At 51.6% G+C, this 18,641-nt stretch carries 12 protein-coding genes; 6 read left to right on the forward strand and 6 right to left on the reverse strand.

Translation table 11 applies throughout. From position 1 onward, the window contains the following. Nucleotides 1-8: 8 nt before the first annotated feature. Nucleotides 9-758, reverse strand: coding sequence for a 5'-methylthioadenosine/S-adenosylhomocysteine nucleosidase (mtnN, locus tag ACKU4E_RS13565; protein WP_320171615.1), 750 nt, complete (start codon nt 756-758; stop codon nt 9-11). A 130-nt stretch (nt 759-888) separates the two neighbouring features. On the opposite strand from mtnN, the gene ACKU4E_RS13570 reads away from it, so the two are divergent. Next, nucleotides 889-1,827: a LysR family transcriptional regulator gene (locus ACKU4E_RS13570; RefSeq protein ID WP_320171616.1), complete on the forward strand. Its 939-nt coding sequence runs from the start codon at nt 889-891 to the stop codon at nt 1,825-1,827. Between the two features lie 108 nt (nt 1,828-1,935). On the opposite strand, the gene ACKU4E_RS13575 is transcribed toward ACKU4E_RS13570, so the two are convergent. Both ACKU4E_RS13575 and ACKU4E_RS13580 read right to left on the reverse strand, forming a co-directional pair. Then, the gene (locus tag ACKU4E_RS13575; protein ID WP_320171617.1) at nt 1,936-2,811 is read right to left on the reverse strand and encodes an NAD(P)-dependent oxidoreductase; all 876 of its coding nucleotides are present in this window, start codon (nt 2,809-2,811) and stop codon (nt 1,936-1,938) included. 97 nt (nt 2,812-2,908) lie between these two features. Continuing rightward, the gene (locus ACKU4E_RS13580; protein WP_320171618.1) at nt 2,909-3,499 is read right to left on the reverse strand and encodes a LysE family translocator; all 591 of its coding nucleotides are present in this window, start codon (nt 3,497-3,499) and stop codon (nt 2,909-2,911) included. Between the two features lie 148 nt (nt 3,500-3,647). Between ACKU4E_RS13580 and ACKU4E_RS13585 the strand changes: the two genes are divergently transcribed. The 3 genes from ACKU4E_RS13585 to ACKU4E_RS13595 all read left to right on the forward strand — a co-directional run bounded on the left by ACKU4E_RS13585 (nt 3,648) and on the right by ACKU4E_RS13595 (nt 6,342). Beyond that, entirely contained in the window at nt 3,648-5,009 is a 1,362-nt protein-coding gene (locus ACKU4E_RS13585) for a PLP-dependent aminotransferase family protein (protein ID WP_320171619.1), read from the forward strand. 161 nt (nt 5,010-5,170) lie between these two features. After that, on the forward strand, nt 5,171-5,689 hold the full coding sequence (locus tag ACKU4E_RS13590; protein WP_320171620.1) for an OmpA family protein: 519 nt from the start codon (nt 5,171-5,173) through the stop codon (nt 5,687-5,689). A gap of 71 nt (nt 5,690-5,760) precedes the next feature. After that, nucleotides 5,761-6,342 (forward strand): TetR family transcriptional regulator, encoded by a 582-nt coding sequence (locus ACKU4E_RS13595; RefSeq protein WP_320171621.1) that lies wholly within the window; start codon nt 5,761-5,763, stop codon nt 6,340-6,342. 51 nt (nt 6,343-6,393) lie between these two features. Here ACKU4E_RS13595 and ACKU4E_RS13600 read toward each other — a convergent pair whose 3' ends face one another. After that, a complete protein-coding gene (locus ACKU4E_RS13600; RefSeq protein ID WP_320172640.1) occupies nt 6,394-9,210 on the reverse strand; it encodes a DEAD/DEAH box helicase in 2,817 nt (938 codons plus the stop codon). 97 nt (nt 9,211-9,307) lie between these two features. Further along, a complete protein-coding gene (locus tag ACKU4E_RS13605; protein WP_320171622.1) occupies nt 9,308-12,001 on the reverse strand; it encodes a bifunctional acetate--CoA ligase family protein/GNAT family N-acetyltransferase in 2,694 nt (897 codons plus the stop codon). A gap of 326 nt (nt 12,002-12,327) precedes the next feature. Between ACKU4E_RS13605 and acs the strand changes: the two genes are divergently transcribed. After that, entirely contained in the window at nt 12,328-14,307 is a 1,980-nt protein-coding gene (gene acs, locus ACKU4E_RS13610; RefSeq protein ID WP_320171623.1) for an acetate--CoA ligase, read from the forward strand. Nucleotides 14,308-14,529: 222 nt separating this feature from the next. Beyond that, entirely contained in the window at nt 14,530-17,073 is a 2,544-nt protein-coding gene (locus ACKU4E_RS13615; protein WP_320171624.1) for a cache domain-containing protein, read from the forward strand. 6 nt (nt 17,074-17,079) lie between these two features. On the opposite strand, the gene ACKU4E_RS13620 is transcribed toward ACKU4E_RS13615, so the two are convergent. After that, entirely contained in the window at nt 17,080-18,492 is a 1,413-nt protein-coding gene (locus tag ACKU4E_RS13620) for a HAMP domain-containing sensor histidine kinase (protein WP_320171625.1), read from the reverse strand. Nucleotides 18,493-18,641: the final 149 nt, after the last annotated feature.

Consider the following 18,641-nt stretch of genomic DNA (forward strand, 5'->3'; position numbering starts at 1 on the left):
AGGAAAAATCAGCTGATTACCGCTGATACAGGCTCATTTCCGCATTCGGTTGAAATTCTATCTCGCAGACCTTCGATAATAGTCAGGACCATGCGGACCGAGTTGACCGCGGCCTTCTCCATGCAGTTTTCGTAGACGGAGACACTCCCGACCTCCCGAACCTTGTCTGATATGGACCTGATGAGGATGAAAGGCACATTGAACAGGAAGCCGGTCTGGGCAACTGCCGCTCCTTCCATCTCCACAGCCATCACGCCGGGAAAACTTTCGGCAATTCTCTCGACCTGCTGCCGTGTGTGCACAAAGGTATCCCCGGAAAGCACCGGTCCCTGATGAACAGTCACACCGGGATCGTTCATCCATGCCCTGCCGGCCAGCCCCAGAAGCATGCTGTCCGCCATATAGGCCGCAGGCATGCGCGGAATCTGGCCGATTTCGTAGTCAAACGCGGTGGCATCGGCATCATAATGGCGCACCTCGGATGAAAGCACGATATCTCCGACGTTGACATCATCAGGAAAACCACCGGCGACCCCGGTATTGATCAGGTAGTCCGGTTTGAAACGATCAAGCAGCAGGGCAGTTCCTACAGCAGCGTTTACTTTTCCGATTCCGCACAGCAACAGGGCCACATCAATTCCGCAGATTCGCCCGGAATGGTAAACAATATGGCCCAGACATATCCGGGAGGAATCCTCCAGTCTGTCCAGAAGCATGGCAATCTCTTCTTCCATGGCGGCAATAATTCCGATTTTCAACTTTGCGCCCCTTTGTCATATGAGTTTCTCCCACCGATCGGGATGAGACTTGAAAAATAAGCGCCAAACCATTAGTTAGTAAAATTAATAGTTCTACTTTTTTCAGTAAGTAATTCTTACAGGAGCTGAAATGCTGCCCGATCTGAACAGACTCAAGGTCTTTTTTCACATCTACAATGAACTGAGCAGTACCGGAGCGGCCAAAAAGCTGCACATAACTCAATCCGGAGTAAGCCAGCACCTTAAAAAGCTGGAGGAAGAACTCGATACCAGGCTTTTCACCAGAGTTAACCGCCGTCTGGTGCCGACTTCAGCCGGGCACAGGCTGTACGCTGTCGTAAGCGGTTTCATGGATGAGCTGGAACGGGGAGTGCGCCATCTGTCTGATGACGGAGAGCCTTCCGGACTGCTGCGCATCGGCTGTCCGCCGGAATTAGGCAGAGCCTATCTGCCGCGAATATTCGCATCGTTTCGCAGGAAATACCCGCAGGTTTCCATGCAGCTGGAACTGGCAGACCCGACCGTGCTGTTCTCCATGGTTTCATCAGGGGAGCTTGATTTCGCATACATCGACATCCTGCCATTCATCATGGACACTCCGGGCGGGATTTCATCATACTCCATCACTCCGGTCATAAGAGAAGAATTTGTGCTGGCCTGTTCACGGGGCTACTACGAATCAAAGGTGGCCGGCGCAAAATACGAGCAGCTCTGCACACTGGATTTCATCGGCTATAAAACCGATATCTCCCTGTTCAGAAGCTGGTTCAAACTGAATTACGGGCAGGAGCCGAACTCGCTTAACCTCGTCTTCACGGCAGACAGTTCGGGGGCGCTAATAAGGGCTGTTGAGGAAGGTATGGGACTCGGAATCATCGTCAGCCACCAGATCAACAGACAGATAGCGGAAGGGAAAATCATGGTGATACAGCCCGGATCGGAAAAACTGCACAACACCATTTCCTGCGTGCAGTTCAAGGACAAGCGCCGCACTGCAACCGAAGATATGTTTCAGAAGCATTTTCGGCACGAGCTGGACAAAAATTTTGCGAAACTCAAATTATGCTGATTACGACTGCCGGCCTTAAGCGCGAAATGCATCAAATTCTTTCACGAATAAAAAAAGGCCGACTCCGGTAAAACCCCGAAGTCGGCCTGAGATTTCTTAAACGACAGGTTATCCATTCATTTTTTCAAAAACCTTGTACAAAGCCTGAGTACCGAGTTCCTCGTGGCCCATAGCCATGGCGGCTACATAGAACTGGTTTACCAGTGCAAGACCGGGCAGTGCGAGATTCATGCGTCTTGCCTCGCTGAGGGCGATACCCATATCTTTGACAAAATGCTTGATAAAAAATCCGGGATTGAAATCTCCATCGGCAATACGTCTACCGAGATTGTTGATGGACCACGAACCGGCTGCGCCGGAGCCGATCACATCAATGACCTCGTTAAGGTCCATGCCCGCCTTGTAGGCGTAAAAAAGGGATTCGACCACGCCGATCATGGTTCCGGCAATCAGAATCTGGTTGCACATCTTGGTGTGCTGTCCGGCACCGGCCGCCCCCATAAGCCGGACATTTGATCCCATCACGTCAAAGAGATCCTTTACCTCGTCAAAAGTTTCCTGCCTGCCGCCGACCATGATTGCCAGAGTGGCATTGCGGGCTCCGAGATCACCCCCTGAAACAGGGGCGTCCAGAGCGCCGACACCCTTGGCGGCTGCCGCTTCGGCAATACGTTCGGCAAGGGCCGGTTCAGAGGTGGTCATATCCACTATTATTTTTCCGGGGCAGACATTATTGAGCACCCCGTTTTCGCCGAGAATGGTTTCTTCAACATCCACGGGATAGCCGACAATGCTGAAAATAATATCCGCGTTGGCGGCCACATCAGCAGGGGAGTCGCACCAGTGCGCTCCGGCAGCTATAAGCTGGTCGGCTTTTGACTTGGTTCTGTTGTAGACATACGCTTCGTTTCCGGCCTTGATCAGGTGCATGCACATTGATCCGCCCATAACTCCGGTGCCGATCCAACCTATTTTTCTGCTCATTTTTTATATCCTCGATTTGCACAACTGTTCTGATGAATATCCGATCCGGCCAAATTCATAGCACGGGGGTAGATGAAAGAAAACATACGGCCAGCCCCTATTTGTAGAGGGCATAGACTGTTGCCCCGAGCATGAGCACAACCATGGAAGTGTTCACCGTGTAACGCAGTTTCGGGCTTTGCAGCACCTTGAGTATGGACTCCCCGGCAATACACCACAGGGAGTGAAACAAGGTGGCACCGCATGTAAAACAACCCACGAAAATAATCATATCGGTTACGCTGGGAGCATGCACACCGACAAATTGCGAAAAAGCCGAAACGGTCATGGCATAGTGTTTCGGGTTCAGGGGGTGCAGCATCAGCCCCTCGTAAAACCTGAAGGACTTACGCTTGCTCCCTGTTTCAGCATTCATACCCAGAACCTTCCAGGCCAGGTACAGGATATACACCAGTCCAAGTATTTTGAGGACCGCAGCAATCCGCGGAGAAGCCATGAACAACTCGGCCAGACCTATAACCGAAAGTATATCCATCACCGTCCCGCCGACCACAATACCGGAAAGGAAAGGTATGGAACGCCGGAAACCGACTGCCTGCCCCAAAGCCATAGAGGCAAGATTTCCCGGTCCGGGAGTTCCGGTCATCACTATCACGAATATCAGGAATGCCCAAAAATTTTCCTGCATTGTATTTTCTCCTCGAAAAAAACTCCGCCTGCTGACGAAATAGAAATTAACACTTCAAACTCCGGAACATGAATAATTGTATGCATACGCTTGCTAGATTGTATCCATATTCTTGACATTGTATGCAGTCAATGGAATTATTGTGTGCATGACAAAATGGACACCAGAACTGGAAAAGACCGGAAGACCTAAGTTCAGGCTGCTGGCCGATGCAATTGAACGCGATGTGTATGCCGGAACGCTCAATCCCGGAGACAGACTGCCGACACATCGTGATTTGGCTGATGATCTGAAAATGAATGTGAGCACCATAACCAGGGGATATGCCGAAGCGGAGAAGCGGGGACTTGTCTGCAGCACCGTGGGCAGGGGAACGTTCATTGCCCCGGACGCGACCACATCAACCCCCATGGTCTCTTTTGAGCCGCACGCCAGAGGCATGATAGAGATGGGACTGGTCAATACATTCTACGACCTTGATCCGGACCTGAATGAAGCCATGCAACGCCTTACCCGGCGGCGCAATCTCAATACCTTCCTGCGCTACACGGACCCGCAGGGTCTGCCCGAACACAGGGAGACCGGGGCGGAGTGGATAGGGCGATACGGCATGGAAGTGGAACCGGACGATGTCCTGATCTGCTCCGGTGCACAGCACGCTCTTTCCTGCTGCCTCGGCTCGCTTTTCCGGGCAGGGGACAGAATTGCCGCGGACAGCCTGACCTATCCGGGCATGAAAACGCTTGCCTCCATGCTCGGCATAAAATTGATACCGGTCCAGATGGACGAACAGGGAATGATACCGGAAGCACTGGACACCGCATGCCGCAGGGGAAAGATCAACGGAATCTACCTGATGCCGGGGGTCCAGAATCCGACCACTGCCTGCATGTCTCTGCAACGCCGGATAGAGATAGCACATACGGCAGGAATACACGGCCTTACCTTGATAGAAGACGATGCCTACGCCCTTACAAAGGAAAACGTGCTTCCTCCTGTATCCTCTTTCCTGCGCGAATCCAGCGTACACATAGCCGGAGTTTCCAAGACAGTGGCGGTCGGGTTGCGTGTGGCTTTCATGTCGGCAAAAGGAGAAATGAAGAAGCAGCTTGCGTACGCGATTCTGAATTCCATCTGGGTGACACCGCCGATTAATGCGGAACTGATCTGCAACTGGATCAAGGACGGAACAGCGCAGAAAACAATGCTCCTCAAACGCGCAGCCGCACGGGAGCGGTTTGCGGCAGTCCGCGACATGACCGAGAACATGGAACTCTGCGGCAATCCGGACGGTTTTTTCGCATGGCTGAAGCTGCCTGAACCGTGGCGTGGAAATATGCTTGAAAGAAGAGCCCGCGAAGCCGGAATCAATATTTTTGCGGCGGAAAAATTTGCTGTGGGAGACTGTCCGGTCCCCCCGATGATAAGATTGTCCCTGAGCGGTCCACGGGACATTACACAACTCCGGCAGGGACTGGAACGCTTGAAAAATATCATTGAAAATCAATGACGACCCGGTTCAAACAGACATCATCTCAGCTGAAGTACTGCCGAGTGAAGTCCGCAGCAGGGAAACAACCGCAGAAGCCGCTCAAAAACATTGAAAAACTTGCGGCAATCACTTCAAGGGGTTAATCTTGTCAAATCATCACGATTCCAGCGGAGGCTCATATGAAAAAATTCTTCTGTACACTTGTTATGCTGCTGGTCTGCGCAACCATGGCCAGAGCCGGACAGGACGGTTTTGCAGGCAGTGCCGATGAAATACTGAATATGCTCACCGGTGACAGCGGCAGGGTTTATCTGAAAATAGAATTCAGCGTGAACTCCGCAAAAATAAGCCCGAAAGCAATCCCGGTGGTAAATGCTCTTGGACAGGCCTTAACTTCCGGGGCTGCATCAGCGATGAAGGTGAAACTTGTCGGCCATACCGATTCCGCAGGTAAAAGTGCATACAACCGTAAGCTCAGCCTTGAAAGAGCCACTGCTGTGAAGCAATACCTGACCGGGCACTTCAAGATCGATTCCTCCAGAATATCCGTTGAGGGTATGGGGGAAGACAGGCCCATAGCTTCCAACGACACGCCTATCGGCCGCGCGTCCAACCGCAGGGTGGAAGTAATAAACATGGGTTCGGAACAACCGGAAAACACATCTATACCGGAAGTAGGCAAGGGACTTTTCCAATAGCTCCGGCCGGGGAGGCTGGATCTGTAATCCGTTTATTGACTTCAACTAATCAATTGATTAAAATATTCTGCATGACAAAACGAGAAAAAATATTCGAAGCAGGCGCAAAACTTTTTGCCGAGCATTCATACAACTCAGTGGGGATAAGGGACATCGCAAGGGAAGCAGATGTGAACAGCGCAATGCTTTCGTACTATTTCGGGGGCAAGGCAGGCCTTCTCAAGGAAATTTTCGCCTGCTTCGCACAGAGGGTGATAAATATCGTCCAGAAATCAATGAATGATTCTTCCGACCACCACGACCTTGTAGACAAATCAGTGGACAGCTTCCTCACAGACGCCCGTGAAAACCGCAACATCTACCTCGTAGGTCTGCGGGAACTGAACCATGACAGCCCGGAGCTTCAAAAACAAAGAGAAAATCTCTACAACACCTGCTGCGTTTATTTCTCCGAATTTCTGACCCGGTGCGGAGCAAACCCGAACAAATCTGAAGAAGTCAAATTCATCTCGTTCACCGCAGTTCTCGGTACAGTCTTTTCAGACTATCTGCTCGGCGGGGGCACATACATAGATAATGACGAACTGTTCACAACCTATCGCGACGTGGTGGCCGAAATTCTGAAGCACGGAAGCCCGGCACTGTGGGTGTAGCCGGAAATAGGGCTGAGCTCTGCTGAGAGCATCTGAAAAAATCGAGACAGACTACCAACTTACAGGAAGACGTACCGTCTTCTTTTCCTTGTTTGTGAAAAGCACATAACCGTTTGCACGGCCGAAAAGATATACATCTCTGGTCACGGCCACGTCCTGTGTGCAGTATTCGCTTATCAGGTCAAGACGTCCTTCTTTCCACCATTCAAGGGCCTGAAGCCCGTCCGCGCTCTTGGCCGAATCAAGGGTTGCCTGAGCGATATTATCCAGCTTCAGCCGGTAGCCGAGCCGCTCATGAACGCTTTTCAGCAGGTCAAGGGTAGGCAGCGACCTGTAATTGAATGCATGTACTCCTGAAAGGACCTTGTAGTCGAACCGCTCTATGTTGAACCCGATGATCAGATCCAGTTTCCGCAGCCGCTCGATCATTTCAGGAATCTGTTCCTGCTCATAGCGGAAGAATTCGTCAGCCACAGAATCATAGAGAACTGCTATGGAAATGCCCATGCGCTCGGCCTTGTTCCATCCGCCGACTTCCTGAGCGGAACGGCGGGTCTCCACGTCCAGCACCCCGAATGATTCCGGGCCGGATTTCTTTTCCGTCTTCACTTCCTCACCGAAAGGTACCAGTTCCATGGATAAATCCTCTATTTTTTCAGGCGGCTTACCATTAATCATGTTTTCAAGCACGAATATGGCGGCCGCCTTGTCTATGGGCCTGTTACCTGAACCGCATTTCGGAGAATGCACGCAAGTGGGACAGCCAAGCTCGCATTCGCAGTCCACGATAACCTGAAGGGTACGTTCCAGAAGTTCCTGAGCCTGCTCGAAGGCCTGCATGGTCAGTCCCGCACCTCCGGGCATCCCATCATAAATGAACACGGCCGGTCCGTCGATCTGTTCATGCATGGGTGTGGAGATGCCGCCGAGGTCATTGCGGTCCGTGAGCACAAGAAGAGGCAGTATGCCTATCGCAGCATGTTCCACGGCATGTATTCCGCCCATGAAATGCACGAATTCATCTTCGGCCCGGCGCTTTATCTCCGGTGAAATCTCCATCCACAACCCTTGCGTTTCGAAAACAACCGGGGGCAGATCAAGCGGAACTATGCCCAGCAGCTTTCCGCCCTTTACCGCGCGCTTTTCATATCCGGTGACCTGCTCGGTAACCTTGAGCCGTCCGAAACGCATCACGGTTCCGAAAACCTTTTTGCGCGCATAAACTTCCAGAATTTCCGTGGACTTGTTTTTGCGCGCCCGTGTGTAATAGCCGACCCGTTCCCTGGAAGCCCGTACCTTGCGCTCTGCGAGGTCCAGTTCGGTTATCCGGTAGGTGGAACCGCGGTGGATATAGACCGCGCCTTCATGGGCCTCGGAATAGGCCCGCACCTCGTCTATGGTCCCGATGACCGCACCGCCGGAGATGTCTTCAATGTGCATGGTCGATCCGGCACCGCGCAGGGAAACGTCCCGATGCGGCCTCTTGCGTTTGGAGTATATTTCATCCCCGCGCCTGTTGCGCAGCAGAACGCCTTTTTCAACCAACTGCATGACCGTATCCTTTATCCGCTCATCCCTGAGCAGGAAATCGTCATCGCGCAGGGTAAGCTCGGATGCGGCACAGATCAGATGCCTCTCCATGATTACCGGGTTGTAGGGGTTAAGCACGGCATTTTCCGGAGGACGGGAAAAAAAATCGTCCGGGTGGCGCATGAAATACTGATCGAGGGCGTCCTCCTGTCCGATGAGAATGACTGCCGATTCCTGCCTGCTGCGCCCGACCCTGCCTCCACGCTGCATGGTGGCCATGACCGATCCGGGATATCCTGCCATGATGCATAGGTCGAGGCCACCGATGTCTATGCCCAGTTCAAGGGCACTGGTGGATATCACCGCCAGCAGTTCGCCGGAAGACATCTTTCGCTCAATTTCCCGCCGTTCCTCAGGCAAAAATCCGGCCCGATAAGCGCTGATGCGGTCCTTGTACTTTCCGGCCTTTTCGTTGACCCACATGGCTATCAGCTCGGTCATCTTTCGCGACTGGGTATAGACAATGGTCCGCAAATCTCTTGCGAGAGCGGCCTTAAGAAGCTGAATTACCGCGCTGTAAGGGGAAGCTACGGGATTGAAAAATATGAAATTGCGCTTTCCCGAAGCCGCGCCGCTTTCGGTTATTTCCCCTACATCCTGTCCGGTCAGGTCCCGGCACAGGGCGGAAGGGTTGCCCACTGTGGCAGAAGAAAAGACAAATGAAGGATTCGCGCCGTAATAATTGCAGATGCGCAGAAGCCTGCGGAAGACCATGGCCATATGCGAGCCCATGACCCCGCGGTAGGTATGGACCTCGTCCACGACAATATGGGTCAGACCGGCAATAAACGGTGCCCATTTTTCATGGAACGGAAGAATGGAAAGATGCAGCATTTCCGGATTTGTCATGATCACGGAAGGAGGGGTATCGCGTATTTTCCTGCGTCTGTAAGGCGAGGTGTCCCCGTCGTATATGGCTGCCTGAGGCCGGATGTTTTCCGGAAGCAACGCGGCCATTTCGGTAAATGTCTTAAGCTGGTCCTGAGCAAGCGCCTTGAGGGGAAAAAGATAGAGAGCGTGGGAATCCGGATCGCGCAACCCCTGTTCGAGAACGGGGATGTTGTATGTAAGGGTCTTGCCGCTTGCCGTGGGTGTGGCAACCACCACGTTGCGCCCGGCTCTGGCGTAATCCACGGCCAGAGCCTGATGGGAAAAAAGCCGATCTATATCCCTTAAGCCGAGCATGTTCTCTATGGAAGGCGGAAATTTTCTGCGCGGATCTCCGAAGGAGGCCTCCTGCCCTTCAACAATCCGGTGATGGGCGACCTGATCCCCCATTACAGGCGAGGAAAGAAGGGAAGCGACATACTCCCTTATATTATCATCATGATTCAAAGTAGGATCCTATTCACAAATTCGAAAACAACCGCCGGAATCAGTCACCGGAACAATCCAGCTTCATATCCACCAGATCTTCATCGTAGTTTTCACTTATTTCAAAACCGAATTTTCTGGCCAGTCCCTGCATGGCCTTGTTCTCAAACAGGGTCTGTCCCACCAGCCAGTGAGTTCCGCGTTCCCTGGTGTAGCGGATTATCTTGTGGAAAAGCATTGAACCGAGCCCGGTGCCTTTGAGGTCCGAACGGACCACAATGGCAAATTCGGCCTCGGAATTATCCGGTCTGGTGGAGGTGCGGACCACACCGAGGGTCTCCGGTCGGCCTCCGTCTCCTGTGGCTGTAGCTATAAAAGCCATTTCCCGGTCATAATTTATCTGAGTGAATCGAGACATGTCCTTGTGGTCGAAATCCCGGCGCACAACCCCGAAGAAACGCATACGCATGTCTTCATCAGACACCCGGCTGAGAAATTCATAATGGGCAGGTTCGTCTTCCGGGCGGATCGGCCGCAGGGTGACCTGCCGCCCGTCCTTGAGGACAACGCACTCCTCAAGTTCACGCGGGTACGGACGTATAGCCAGCTGCGGACAGTCGCTGCCGCACTCCGCCACCCGGATTCGTGCGCCCAGAGCCAGAACACCTGTTTCGTCCACATAGAGCGGGTTGATGTCCAGATGAACAATCTGGGGAATATCAATGAACAGCTGCGAAACCTGTATAAGAGTCAGGCAGAGGTCGTCAATATCAGCCGGAGGCTGGGTAGGTGTTCCGGAAAGCAGTCTGGCAATACGCGTCCTGCCTACCAGTTCACGGGCCAGACTCATGTTGAGCGGAACCATGGCAATGGCCTGATCGCGCACAACCTCGCGGGTCATGCCGCCATGCCCGAAATGAATGATCGGACCGAAAGTCGTGTCCGCAAGGGCGGATATGAACAGTTCGTGAGCTCCAAGCCTACGGCCCATTTTCTGAACCGTAAACCCTTCGATATAGGCGTCCGGACGCTGACGGTTCACCCTTGTAAGCATGGTGGCCGCGGCCTCCCACACTTTTTCCGGACTTTCAAGATCGAGCACGACTCCGCCGACATCATAAGGCTGGCTGATCTGCGGAGACCTGATTTTAAGGGCCACCGGGCATCCGATCTCGTCTGCGGCTATAACCGCCTCTCTGGCCGAAACAGCTACACGGGTTTCAACAACGGGTAGTCCATAGGCGGCAAGAACCTTGCGGGCCTCCGGCTCGGTAAGGTTTTCCCTGCCTCCCGCAATTGCCATATGCACGATATCACGCGCGGTGGTGGTGTCCGGAAAGAAGTCCGTAGGCAGAGAATCCGGGGTCTCGGTAAGCAGTTCCTGGTTGCGCTGGTATTCGGCCATGTACATGAAAGCGCGCACCGCCTGATCCGCGCTCTCGTAGGTCGGTATTCCGGCCTGCGAGAATACTCGCCGCGATTTTCTGGACATATCCGAGCCAAGCCATGATGTGAGCACCATACGCCGGACCCGCTTGAGGCCCTTGGCCAGAACCTCGGCGACATCTATACTGGAAATTCCCGCAAACGGCACATGGACCACCAGCACGGCGTCAACTTCCTTGTCTTTGATCAGCACCTTGAGCGCGTCCAGATATTTCTGTCCCGGAGTATTGTAGCTTATGGTCACGGGGTTGGACCTGCTCCACTCACCTTCGAAAACCTCATCAAGTTTTGATACGGTTTCTTCGGATATCTCGGAAAGGCTTCCGCCGCGCCTGATCAGCCCGTCCGCAGCAGTCAGTCCGGCGCTGGTGCCGTTGACGATAATCGCCAGACGGTTTCCACGTACCGGCTGACGCAGACTGGCCAGAGTCTGGGCGGCATCGAAAAGGCCGTCTATGGTCTGTACCCGGAGCATTCCCGCCCGGCGAAAGGCTACGTCATAGACTTCATCCATCCTGGCCGCCATCGGGTTATCAAGCATGGAAAGCTCGTGGGTAACGTGCTGAAGCGACTGCCCCGGACGAATGGCCAGCACCGGCTTGTTGCGCGAAGCCGCACGGGCGGCGGACATGAACTCGCGGGCGTCGTTTATGGACTCGATATAAAGCAGTATGGAGCGCGTCTGGGCATCGGAACCGAGATAATCGAGCACATCGGCAAAAGAAAGATCAATACGCCTGCCAAGTGAAATAACATGTGAAAAACCGATATCATTGGTCAGCGCCCAGTCGAGAACAGTCGGTATAAAGCTGTCCGACTGAGACACAAAGGCTATCTTGCCCGGTTTGGCCGGCAAAGGAGCCAGACTGGCGTTGAGATTGATGGTCGGGACCATGAAACCGAGACTCTTCGGACCGAGTATTCTCATGTGCGGGGAACGGGCGGCCTGCAGCAGTTCACGGCGCAGTTTGTTTTTTTCATTCTCGGACATGGCACTGAATCCCGGACCGATCAGCGCAGCGGCCTTTACCCCAATTTCACTCAGTCTGGCCAGAAGCTGCGTGCACTCGGATAAAGGACGGCAGATCACGGCAAGATCAGGAACCTTCGGCAGATCCTCCACATCATTGTAAGTAAGGACTCCGGAAATGGCTTCGGCATCGGTGCTTACAGGCATGACCGGGCCGAGAAACCCTCCGCCCATAAGGTTGCGCATGAGTATATAACCGGCATTGGAAGGATCGTTTGTTGCGCCGATTACGGCTATCGATCTCGGCTGAAACAGATACTCCAAATTGATGACACTCATGAATCCCTCTTTGAATCTGATGCGCACAGCGCCTTGGTTTCCAACCGGAATGCACCGGACCGGACGAACTTCAGACCGATTTCACGGCCACACATACCATTTGCGGACAGTGATTTTCCCGGAAGCTTCCGGTAAAATCACCTGCTGCGGAAAACATATCTGCTTAATCGTCATCATATCAAGCAAAACCGGAACCGTATTTGTTTTTACAATCAAATTCCGCGAAACAATAGGTCGGCCAACCCTGTTCAATGGATTGGAAACATAGTATATGATTAGCAGAAGTGCACAATATTTTCAAAAACGGTGAGCCGGAGCCATCTGACATGAATGACATTACTATTGAAAGCCTGATGGACGAACAGCGGACATTCGATCCGCCTGCCCATATGCAGGGACAGGCTTTCATTGATCAGGAAAAATACGAGCAGGCCTGCAGCAGGGCAGCGGAAGATTCAGAAAATTTCTGGGCCGAAAGGGCCAGGGAACTGCTGCACTGGCAGCGCGATTTCAACACTGTTCTGGAAACCGATTCGCAGAAAAAAGAATATAAATGGTTTTCCGGCGGCAGAATCAATGCCTCCTACAACTGTCTTGACCGTCACCTGGAATCCGGACGCAAGAACAAGGCAGCCCTGATCTGGCAGGGCGAACCCGAAGAAGACGTTGCGGTATACACCTACCACATGCTGCACCGGAAAGTATGCAGGTTCGCAAATGTGCTGAAAAAAATGGGTGTCGGCAAGGGAGACCGCGTTATCGTCTACCTGCCCATGGTTCCGGAACTGGTCATTTCCATGCTCGCCTGTGCCCGCATCGGGGCAGTACATTCAGTTGTTTTTGCCGGTTTTTCGGCAATAAGCCTTCAAAACCGCATTCTGGACTGCGATGCCAAGATAGTTATAACCGCAGACGGAGTGTTGCGCGGCGGAAAAACAATTCCGCTAAAACGCAATGTGGACGAAGCCCTTTTCGAATGCCCTTCCGTGGAGCAGGTCATCGTGGTCAGGCGCACCGGGCGGGATATAGATTTTTTTGAAGGACGGGACACCTGGTGGCATGAGGAAATATCTGCGCAGGATATAGATGATTTCTGCAAACCCGCCCAGTTGAGGTCCAACGATCCGCTCTTCATACTCTACACATCGGGAAGTTCGGGAAAACCCAAAGGCGTTGTCCATACCATCGGCGGATACATGACCATCACAGCGCATACTTCGCAGTGGGTTTTCGACCTCAAGGACGATGACGTCCACTGGTGCACGGCAGATCTCGGATGGATAACCGGGCACAGCTACACCGTATACGGACCTCTTGCACTCGGCGCCACAACCCTGCTTTATGAAGGTGTGCCCACCTATCCCAGACCGGACAGGTACTGGAACATCGTCACCCGCTACGGGGTAAGCGTATTCTACTCCGCCCCCACAGCCATAAGGGCGCTTATGCGCGAAGGCACGCAGTGGACATCAAGACATGAAATGCCTTCCCTGCGCATACTGGGAACAGTAGGCGAACCGATCAATCCTGAAGTATGGATGTGGTTTCACGAGCAGGTCGGCAAAGGGCGTCTGCCGCTTCTGGATACCTGGTGGCAGACAGAAACCGGCGGCATTCTCATCTCCCCGCTGCCGTACACCGGAAAGCTCAAACCCGGTTCAACATCAAAACCCCTTCCCGGAATAAAGGCATCGGTGGTGCGCAGCGAAGGCTCCCCGGCTGATGTCAACGAAGGCGGTCATCTGGTCATAACCGAACCCTGGCCGGGCATGCTGCAATCCATCCACAATGACCCGACGCGTTATGAAAAAACATACTTCGAACGTTTTCCGGGCATGTATGAAACCGGTGACGGCGCCAGAATAGACGAAGACGGTTTTTACTGGATCATGGGTCGGCTCGACGATGTCATAAATGTTTCCGGACACCGCCTCGGAACGGCGGAAATTGAGTCCGCCCTGATAGCCCACCCGGATGTGACCGAAGCAGCTGTGGTCGGCATACCTCACGAAGTCAAGGGACAGTCCGTGTATGCGTATGTGACTCTGCGTCCCGGAATGGACGAGGATGACGATACCCGCTCATCATTGCGGGAGTGGGTTACAAAGGAAATCGGGGCCATTGCCGTTCCCGAAACCATCCAGTTTTCCGAAGGTCTGCCGAAAACCAGATCCGGCAAGATCATGCGCCGGATTCTGCGCCGAATTGCCGTTGGTGAAAACGACTTCGGGGATACTTCGACCCTTTCCGACGCATCGGTCATAAATGATCTGATTGACGGACAGAAGGAAATTTTCGAATCCTGACAGAACATTCGTAACCATCTTTGTAAATAGACCGCTAAGCTTATTAAAAGCACTGGCAAACGCAAAAGGCAGCATCCCGATCACATGGGATGCTGCCTTTTTTTACAGCACATTCCATCTGCGCAATTTATTTTACCGGACTAATCTAATGTGTTAGGGTCTTACTGCTGTAAATACATTTCTGCGGGCTGTGTTTGTCACATTTTTAGTGCCGGAGAACCGATGTTCAAATCAATGCGGGCGATAATCCTCCTTTTTGCCGCAGGACTGGTCATCCTGACCACATCCGCACTTACTTTTTTTGCCCAGCACGAGGTGACCGATTCTGTATTCAAAACAGAATTCAAACATGCCCAGGACATTATCGACTACACCCTGCTGAATATATCCACCGAGTACCAAAGCCTGCTCTTCTTCCGCGGAGCAGCCATTGAACTGCGCAAAAAGGAATTAAAGGATATTGTAGATATTTCTCAGGGCATTGTTGAACTTAACTATAAAAAATACCGCGAAGGAAAACTCAGCGAAAGCGAAGCAAAACGAAACAGCCTGCAGCAACTCAAGGATATACGGTACGACAACGGCATCGGCTACATATGGGTCAACGATACTTCTACCCCTATTCCACGGATGATAATGCACCCGACCATGCCTGAGCTGGACGGGAAAATTCTGGACAGTGATAAATTCAACTGCGCTCAGGGAACTTCAAAAAATCTATTTGTGGCATTTCGCGATGTCTGCGAAGCCCGTGGAAGCGGATATGTGGATTACCTCTGGCCGAAACCGACAGACAAAGGACTTGGAAAGGAGCAACCCAAACTTTCATATGTATCCCTGTTCAAGGATTGGGGATGGATAATCGGTTCCGGGGTGTATCTGGATGACATAAACAAGGATGTGGACAAACGGTTTGCCGCAATCCTTGATGAGCTGCGGGAAAGCCTCTCGGCCATAAAGATAGGAACCAGCGGTTATGTTTTCGTTTTTTCAGGTAAAAACGAAGTACTTATTCATCCTGTATACAGGGACATAGATGTAAATAAACTGATCAACCCTGAAACAAGCGGTCTTCTGCTTGAAGAACTAAAAAAAGCAGCCTCTGAAAACGGAGTCCACGAATACATCTGGGATAAACCCCCGGGACACATCGGCGAATATAAATTTCGAAAAAGGGCTTATATAAAATATTTCAAACCATTTGACTGGTATGTGTGTTCCTCGGTTTACAAGGATGAACTGCAGCAGCCGGGACTGATGCTGCGGACAAAAATTATTCTGCTTTCACTTGGAGTGCTGGCGCTGGCTCTGATTTTTGCGGCGATCCTTTCGAGCAGCATAGTGCACCCGCTCCTGAAACTGATTGCAGGGGCACGGGCCATACGCGAGGGCGGCGTTTCAGCAGTTGAAATACCAGTGGAAGGTACAACCGAGACAAAGGAACTCGGAACGGTGATCAATCAGATGCTGGATTCCATCCGGTCCGGCATTGCGGAAAAGGAAAAGCTCATGCAAGCGCTGGAGCAGGGAAACAGAGAGCTTACCGCGATCAACTACCAGTTGGAAGTAGAGGCCTCGGATCACGCCAAGGCCCGTCAGGAACTGCTGCGGCTGCGCAATCACCAGAAAAACATACTCGACTCCATGCCATCCATACTTGTCGGTGTTGATGCCGGAGGAGCAATCAACCAGTGGAACGCCGGTGCTGCCAAAGCCACAGGTCGAAGTTTCGAAAAAGTCAGCGGAATGATGCTCAAGGATGTATTTCCGGAACTGGCGGCAGAGCTTGAACAGTCACGTCCGGTTATTGCGGAAGGCAATATAAAAGAAAAAGTCCGTGTTCCGCGCAAGATTGACGGGGAAGTTCATTACGAGGACATAACAATTTACCCGTTGATTAACGAAGGGCTTCAGGGCGCCGTAATCAGGCTGGATGATGTTACCGCAAGGGTACGCATAGAAGAGGTCATGGTTCAGACGGAAAAAATGATGTCGGTCGGCGGGCTGGCTGCCGGTATGGCTCATGAAATCAATAATCCGCTCGGCGGAATCCTTCAGGGAGCTCAGAATATTGAGCGCAGGCTTTCACCTGGTCTTAAAAAGAACATACAGGAAGCTGAACGGGTCGGAACATCGCTGGAAACAATCCACGGCTACATGCAGGCCAGGGGAATTTTCAAGATGCTCGAAGGGATCAGGGAAGCGGCGACCAGAGCTGCTGACATCATAACAAACATGCTCAACTTCAGCCGAAAAACCGATGTTCACCGGACATCATGCATGCTTGATCAGCTTGCCGACAAGGCCGTGGCCCTTGCTGCTCAGGACTACGATCTTAAAAAGAAATACGACTTCAAGCAGATAGAAATAATTAAAGAATACGGAAAAAACATTCCATACGTAATCTGCTCACCAACTGAGATCGAGCAGGTCTTTCTCAACCTGCTTGGAAATGCCGCTCAGGCCATGCATGATGCGGAACAAAAGAACACCAACCCGAAAATAACCATCAGGGTCCGTCAGGAAGATGATTACGTTGTCACCGAAGTTGAGGATAATGGTCCTGGAATGGATGATGCCATACGTAGAAGGGTCTTTGAGCCTTTCTTCACCACAAAACCGAAAGGAACAGGCACCGGACTTGGCATGTCGGTTTCATATTTCATCATCACCGAAAACCATCAGGGAAGTTTCAGCATTGAATCAACGCCGGGAAAGGGATCAAAATTTATTTTCAGACTTCCGATAACAACCAGAATTTATTAGTTGCAATTAAAGAATTACAACCAGTGTAGTTCCATCTTCGGCAGACGTGTTCATTTCCAGGTCACCGCCATGTGTTCTGGCTATTAGACGGGCAGAATAGGTACCGAGCCCTGTTCCACTCTTTTTTCCGCAGGTGATGTATTTTTCAAAAAAATTATCCCGGATGGAAGGAGGAACTTCACCGAGGTTATGAATCTCCACTCTGGTACCGGCAGTATTATCAAGTCTGATGCTGATAGTGCTTTTTTTCGGAGCAGCTTCCACGCTGTTCCGCACAAGATTTGCCAGCATGGAAAAAAGAAGCAGTTCCTCACCCATTACCGTGAAAATATCCGCACCGGACGGAACATTTCCATTCACTGAAATTTCAAAAACAAGATTCTTGTTTTCAATCAGGTCAAGCAATTCCAGACGAATTTTTCCCGCCATTTCAAGAAGATCCACCTTTTCAGGCTTCAGGATATAGGTCCCGGATTCCATCAGATAGATATCGTACGAACGGTTGAGCAGTCCGAGCATCTTGTAGCCGGCATCCTGAATTGTCCGGATCATCTCGGCTTTACCGCTGTCCTGCTCCGAGGCAAGCAGCAGGTGGGGAAGATTGATCACTGCATTGAGCGGAGTCTTGAGATCATGTCTTGTAATGCGCTCAACGTCCTGCCGGAGCAGTTCAGCGCGTTGATGGTTGATCACATCAACAAGTGTGGATGAGAATGATCCACAGAAATGTTCCAGAAAATCGGTGCCCATATCCGGATGATAGCGGTCTTCAGACGGGTCATAAATGGAAAAAAGCCCGATAAGTTCTCCCGGATGATACTTGTCGGTCAGACCGCAGGAAAAACACGATCCACCTATATCCTGAGACATTTTAGGATCTCCGAAAAAGATATCCGGGCGCATCATCTTGGAAACAGGGCCTATATACACCCGGCTGCCGCCATTGCCGAATGTGGCGTCTATATAACGCATACAACCTTTCAGGTAAAATGTCGGAATTCCTTCGGATGGAAGACCGGAACAAAGCCCCCGGTCAAGCACAACGGAAATTTTGTATATATCAAGTTCTGCCGCCACAGCACTCATAAGCTCCGGCAAGCCTGCAACAGATTTTAGACCGTTTATATGCTGCTGTGCAGCGCAGAACCGGCGGAAGGTATTAATTCCGGAATTACATGCGGAAACGGCTTCCCTTAGTTTAACTTCCAGGTGTTCCGCCCGTTCATCGGATACACTGAGCATGTTTTTCTCCGCTATAAGATCATCTTCCAGACGCAGATTTTCTCCGCGTGAAAAGGCGTAAGTCTCAAATATTGTCTGGGCCAGGCTGTCGGCCTGTTCATCATTTTCTTCCCTTAGAAATTTCTTGAGCAGATCAAGCTGTTCCCCGAATTGATTGAGACTTGGCAGATTATCCATTGCTTTCCTTGAAAATTCAAAGGTTGGAATTAAATCATTGTGAAAATATAACTGTATAAGCCTCGCAATTGCAACTTATGAATGTTTACAAAAATATGGCTATTTCCTCAGTTCAGCAAAACTTTTGATCAAAGTAATTACTCTCAAAG

It is taken from the genome of Maridesulfovibrio sp. (assembly GCF_963677005.1).
Classification (GTDB): Bacteria; Desulfobacterota; Desulfovibrionia; order Desulfovibrionales; family Desulfovibrionaceae; genus Maridesulfovibrio.

Excerpts from the sequence above, each read along its gene's own strand:
- ACKU4E_RS13570 (WP_320171616.1), top strand. The coding sequence starts at position 889 with ATGCTGCCCGATCTGAACAGACTCAAGGTCTTTTTTCACATCTACAAT.
- ACKU4E_RS13575 (WP_320171617.1), bottom strand. The coding sequence starts at position 2,811 with ATGAGCAGAAAAATAGGTTGGATCGGCACCGGAGTTATGGGCGGATCA.
- ACKU4E_RS13580 (WP_320171618.1), bottom strand. The coding sequence starts at position 3,499 with ATGCAGGAAAATTTTTGGGCATTCCTGATATTCGTGATAGTGATGACC.
- ACKU4E_RS13585 (WP_320171619.1), top strand. The coding sequence starts at position 3,648 with ATGACAAAATGGACACCAGAACTGGAAAAGACCGGAAGACCTAAGTTC.
- ACKU4E_RS13590 (WP_320171620.1), top strand. The coding sequence starts at position 5,171 with ATGAAAAAATTCTTCTGTACACTTGTTATGCTGCTGGTCTGCGCAACC.
- ACKU4E_RS13595 (WP_320171621.1), top strand. The coding sequence starts at position 5,761 with ATGACAAAACGAGAAAAAATATTCGAAGCAGGCGCAAAACTTTTTGCC.
- ACKU4E_RS13600 (WP_320172640.1), bottom strand. The coding sequence starts at position 9,210 with ATGGGGGATCAGGTCGCCCATCACCGGATTGTTGAAGGGCAGGAGGCC.
- ACKU4E_RS13605 (WP_320171622.1), bottom strand. The coding sequence starts at position 12,001 with ATGAGTGTCATCAATTTGGAGTATCTGTTTCAGCCGAGATCGATAGCC.
- acs (WP_320171623.1), top strand. The coding sequence starts at position 12,328 with ATGAATGACATTACTATTGAAAGCCTGATGGACGAACAGCGGACATTC.
- ACKU4E_RS13615 (WP_320171624.1), top strand. The coding sequence starts at position 14,530 with ATGTTCAAATCAATGCGGGCGATAATCCTCCTTTTTGCCGCAGGACTG.
- ACKU4E_RS13620 (WP_320171625.1), bottom strand. The coding sequence starts at position 18,492 with ATGGATAATCTGCCAAGTCTCAATCAATTCGGGGAACAGCTTGATCTG.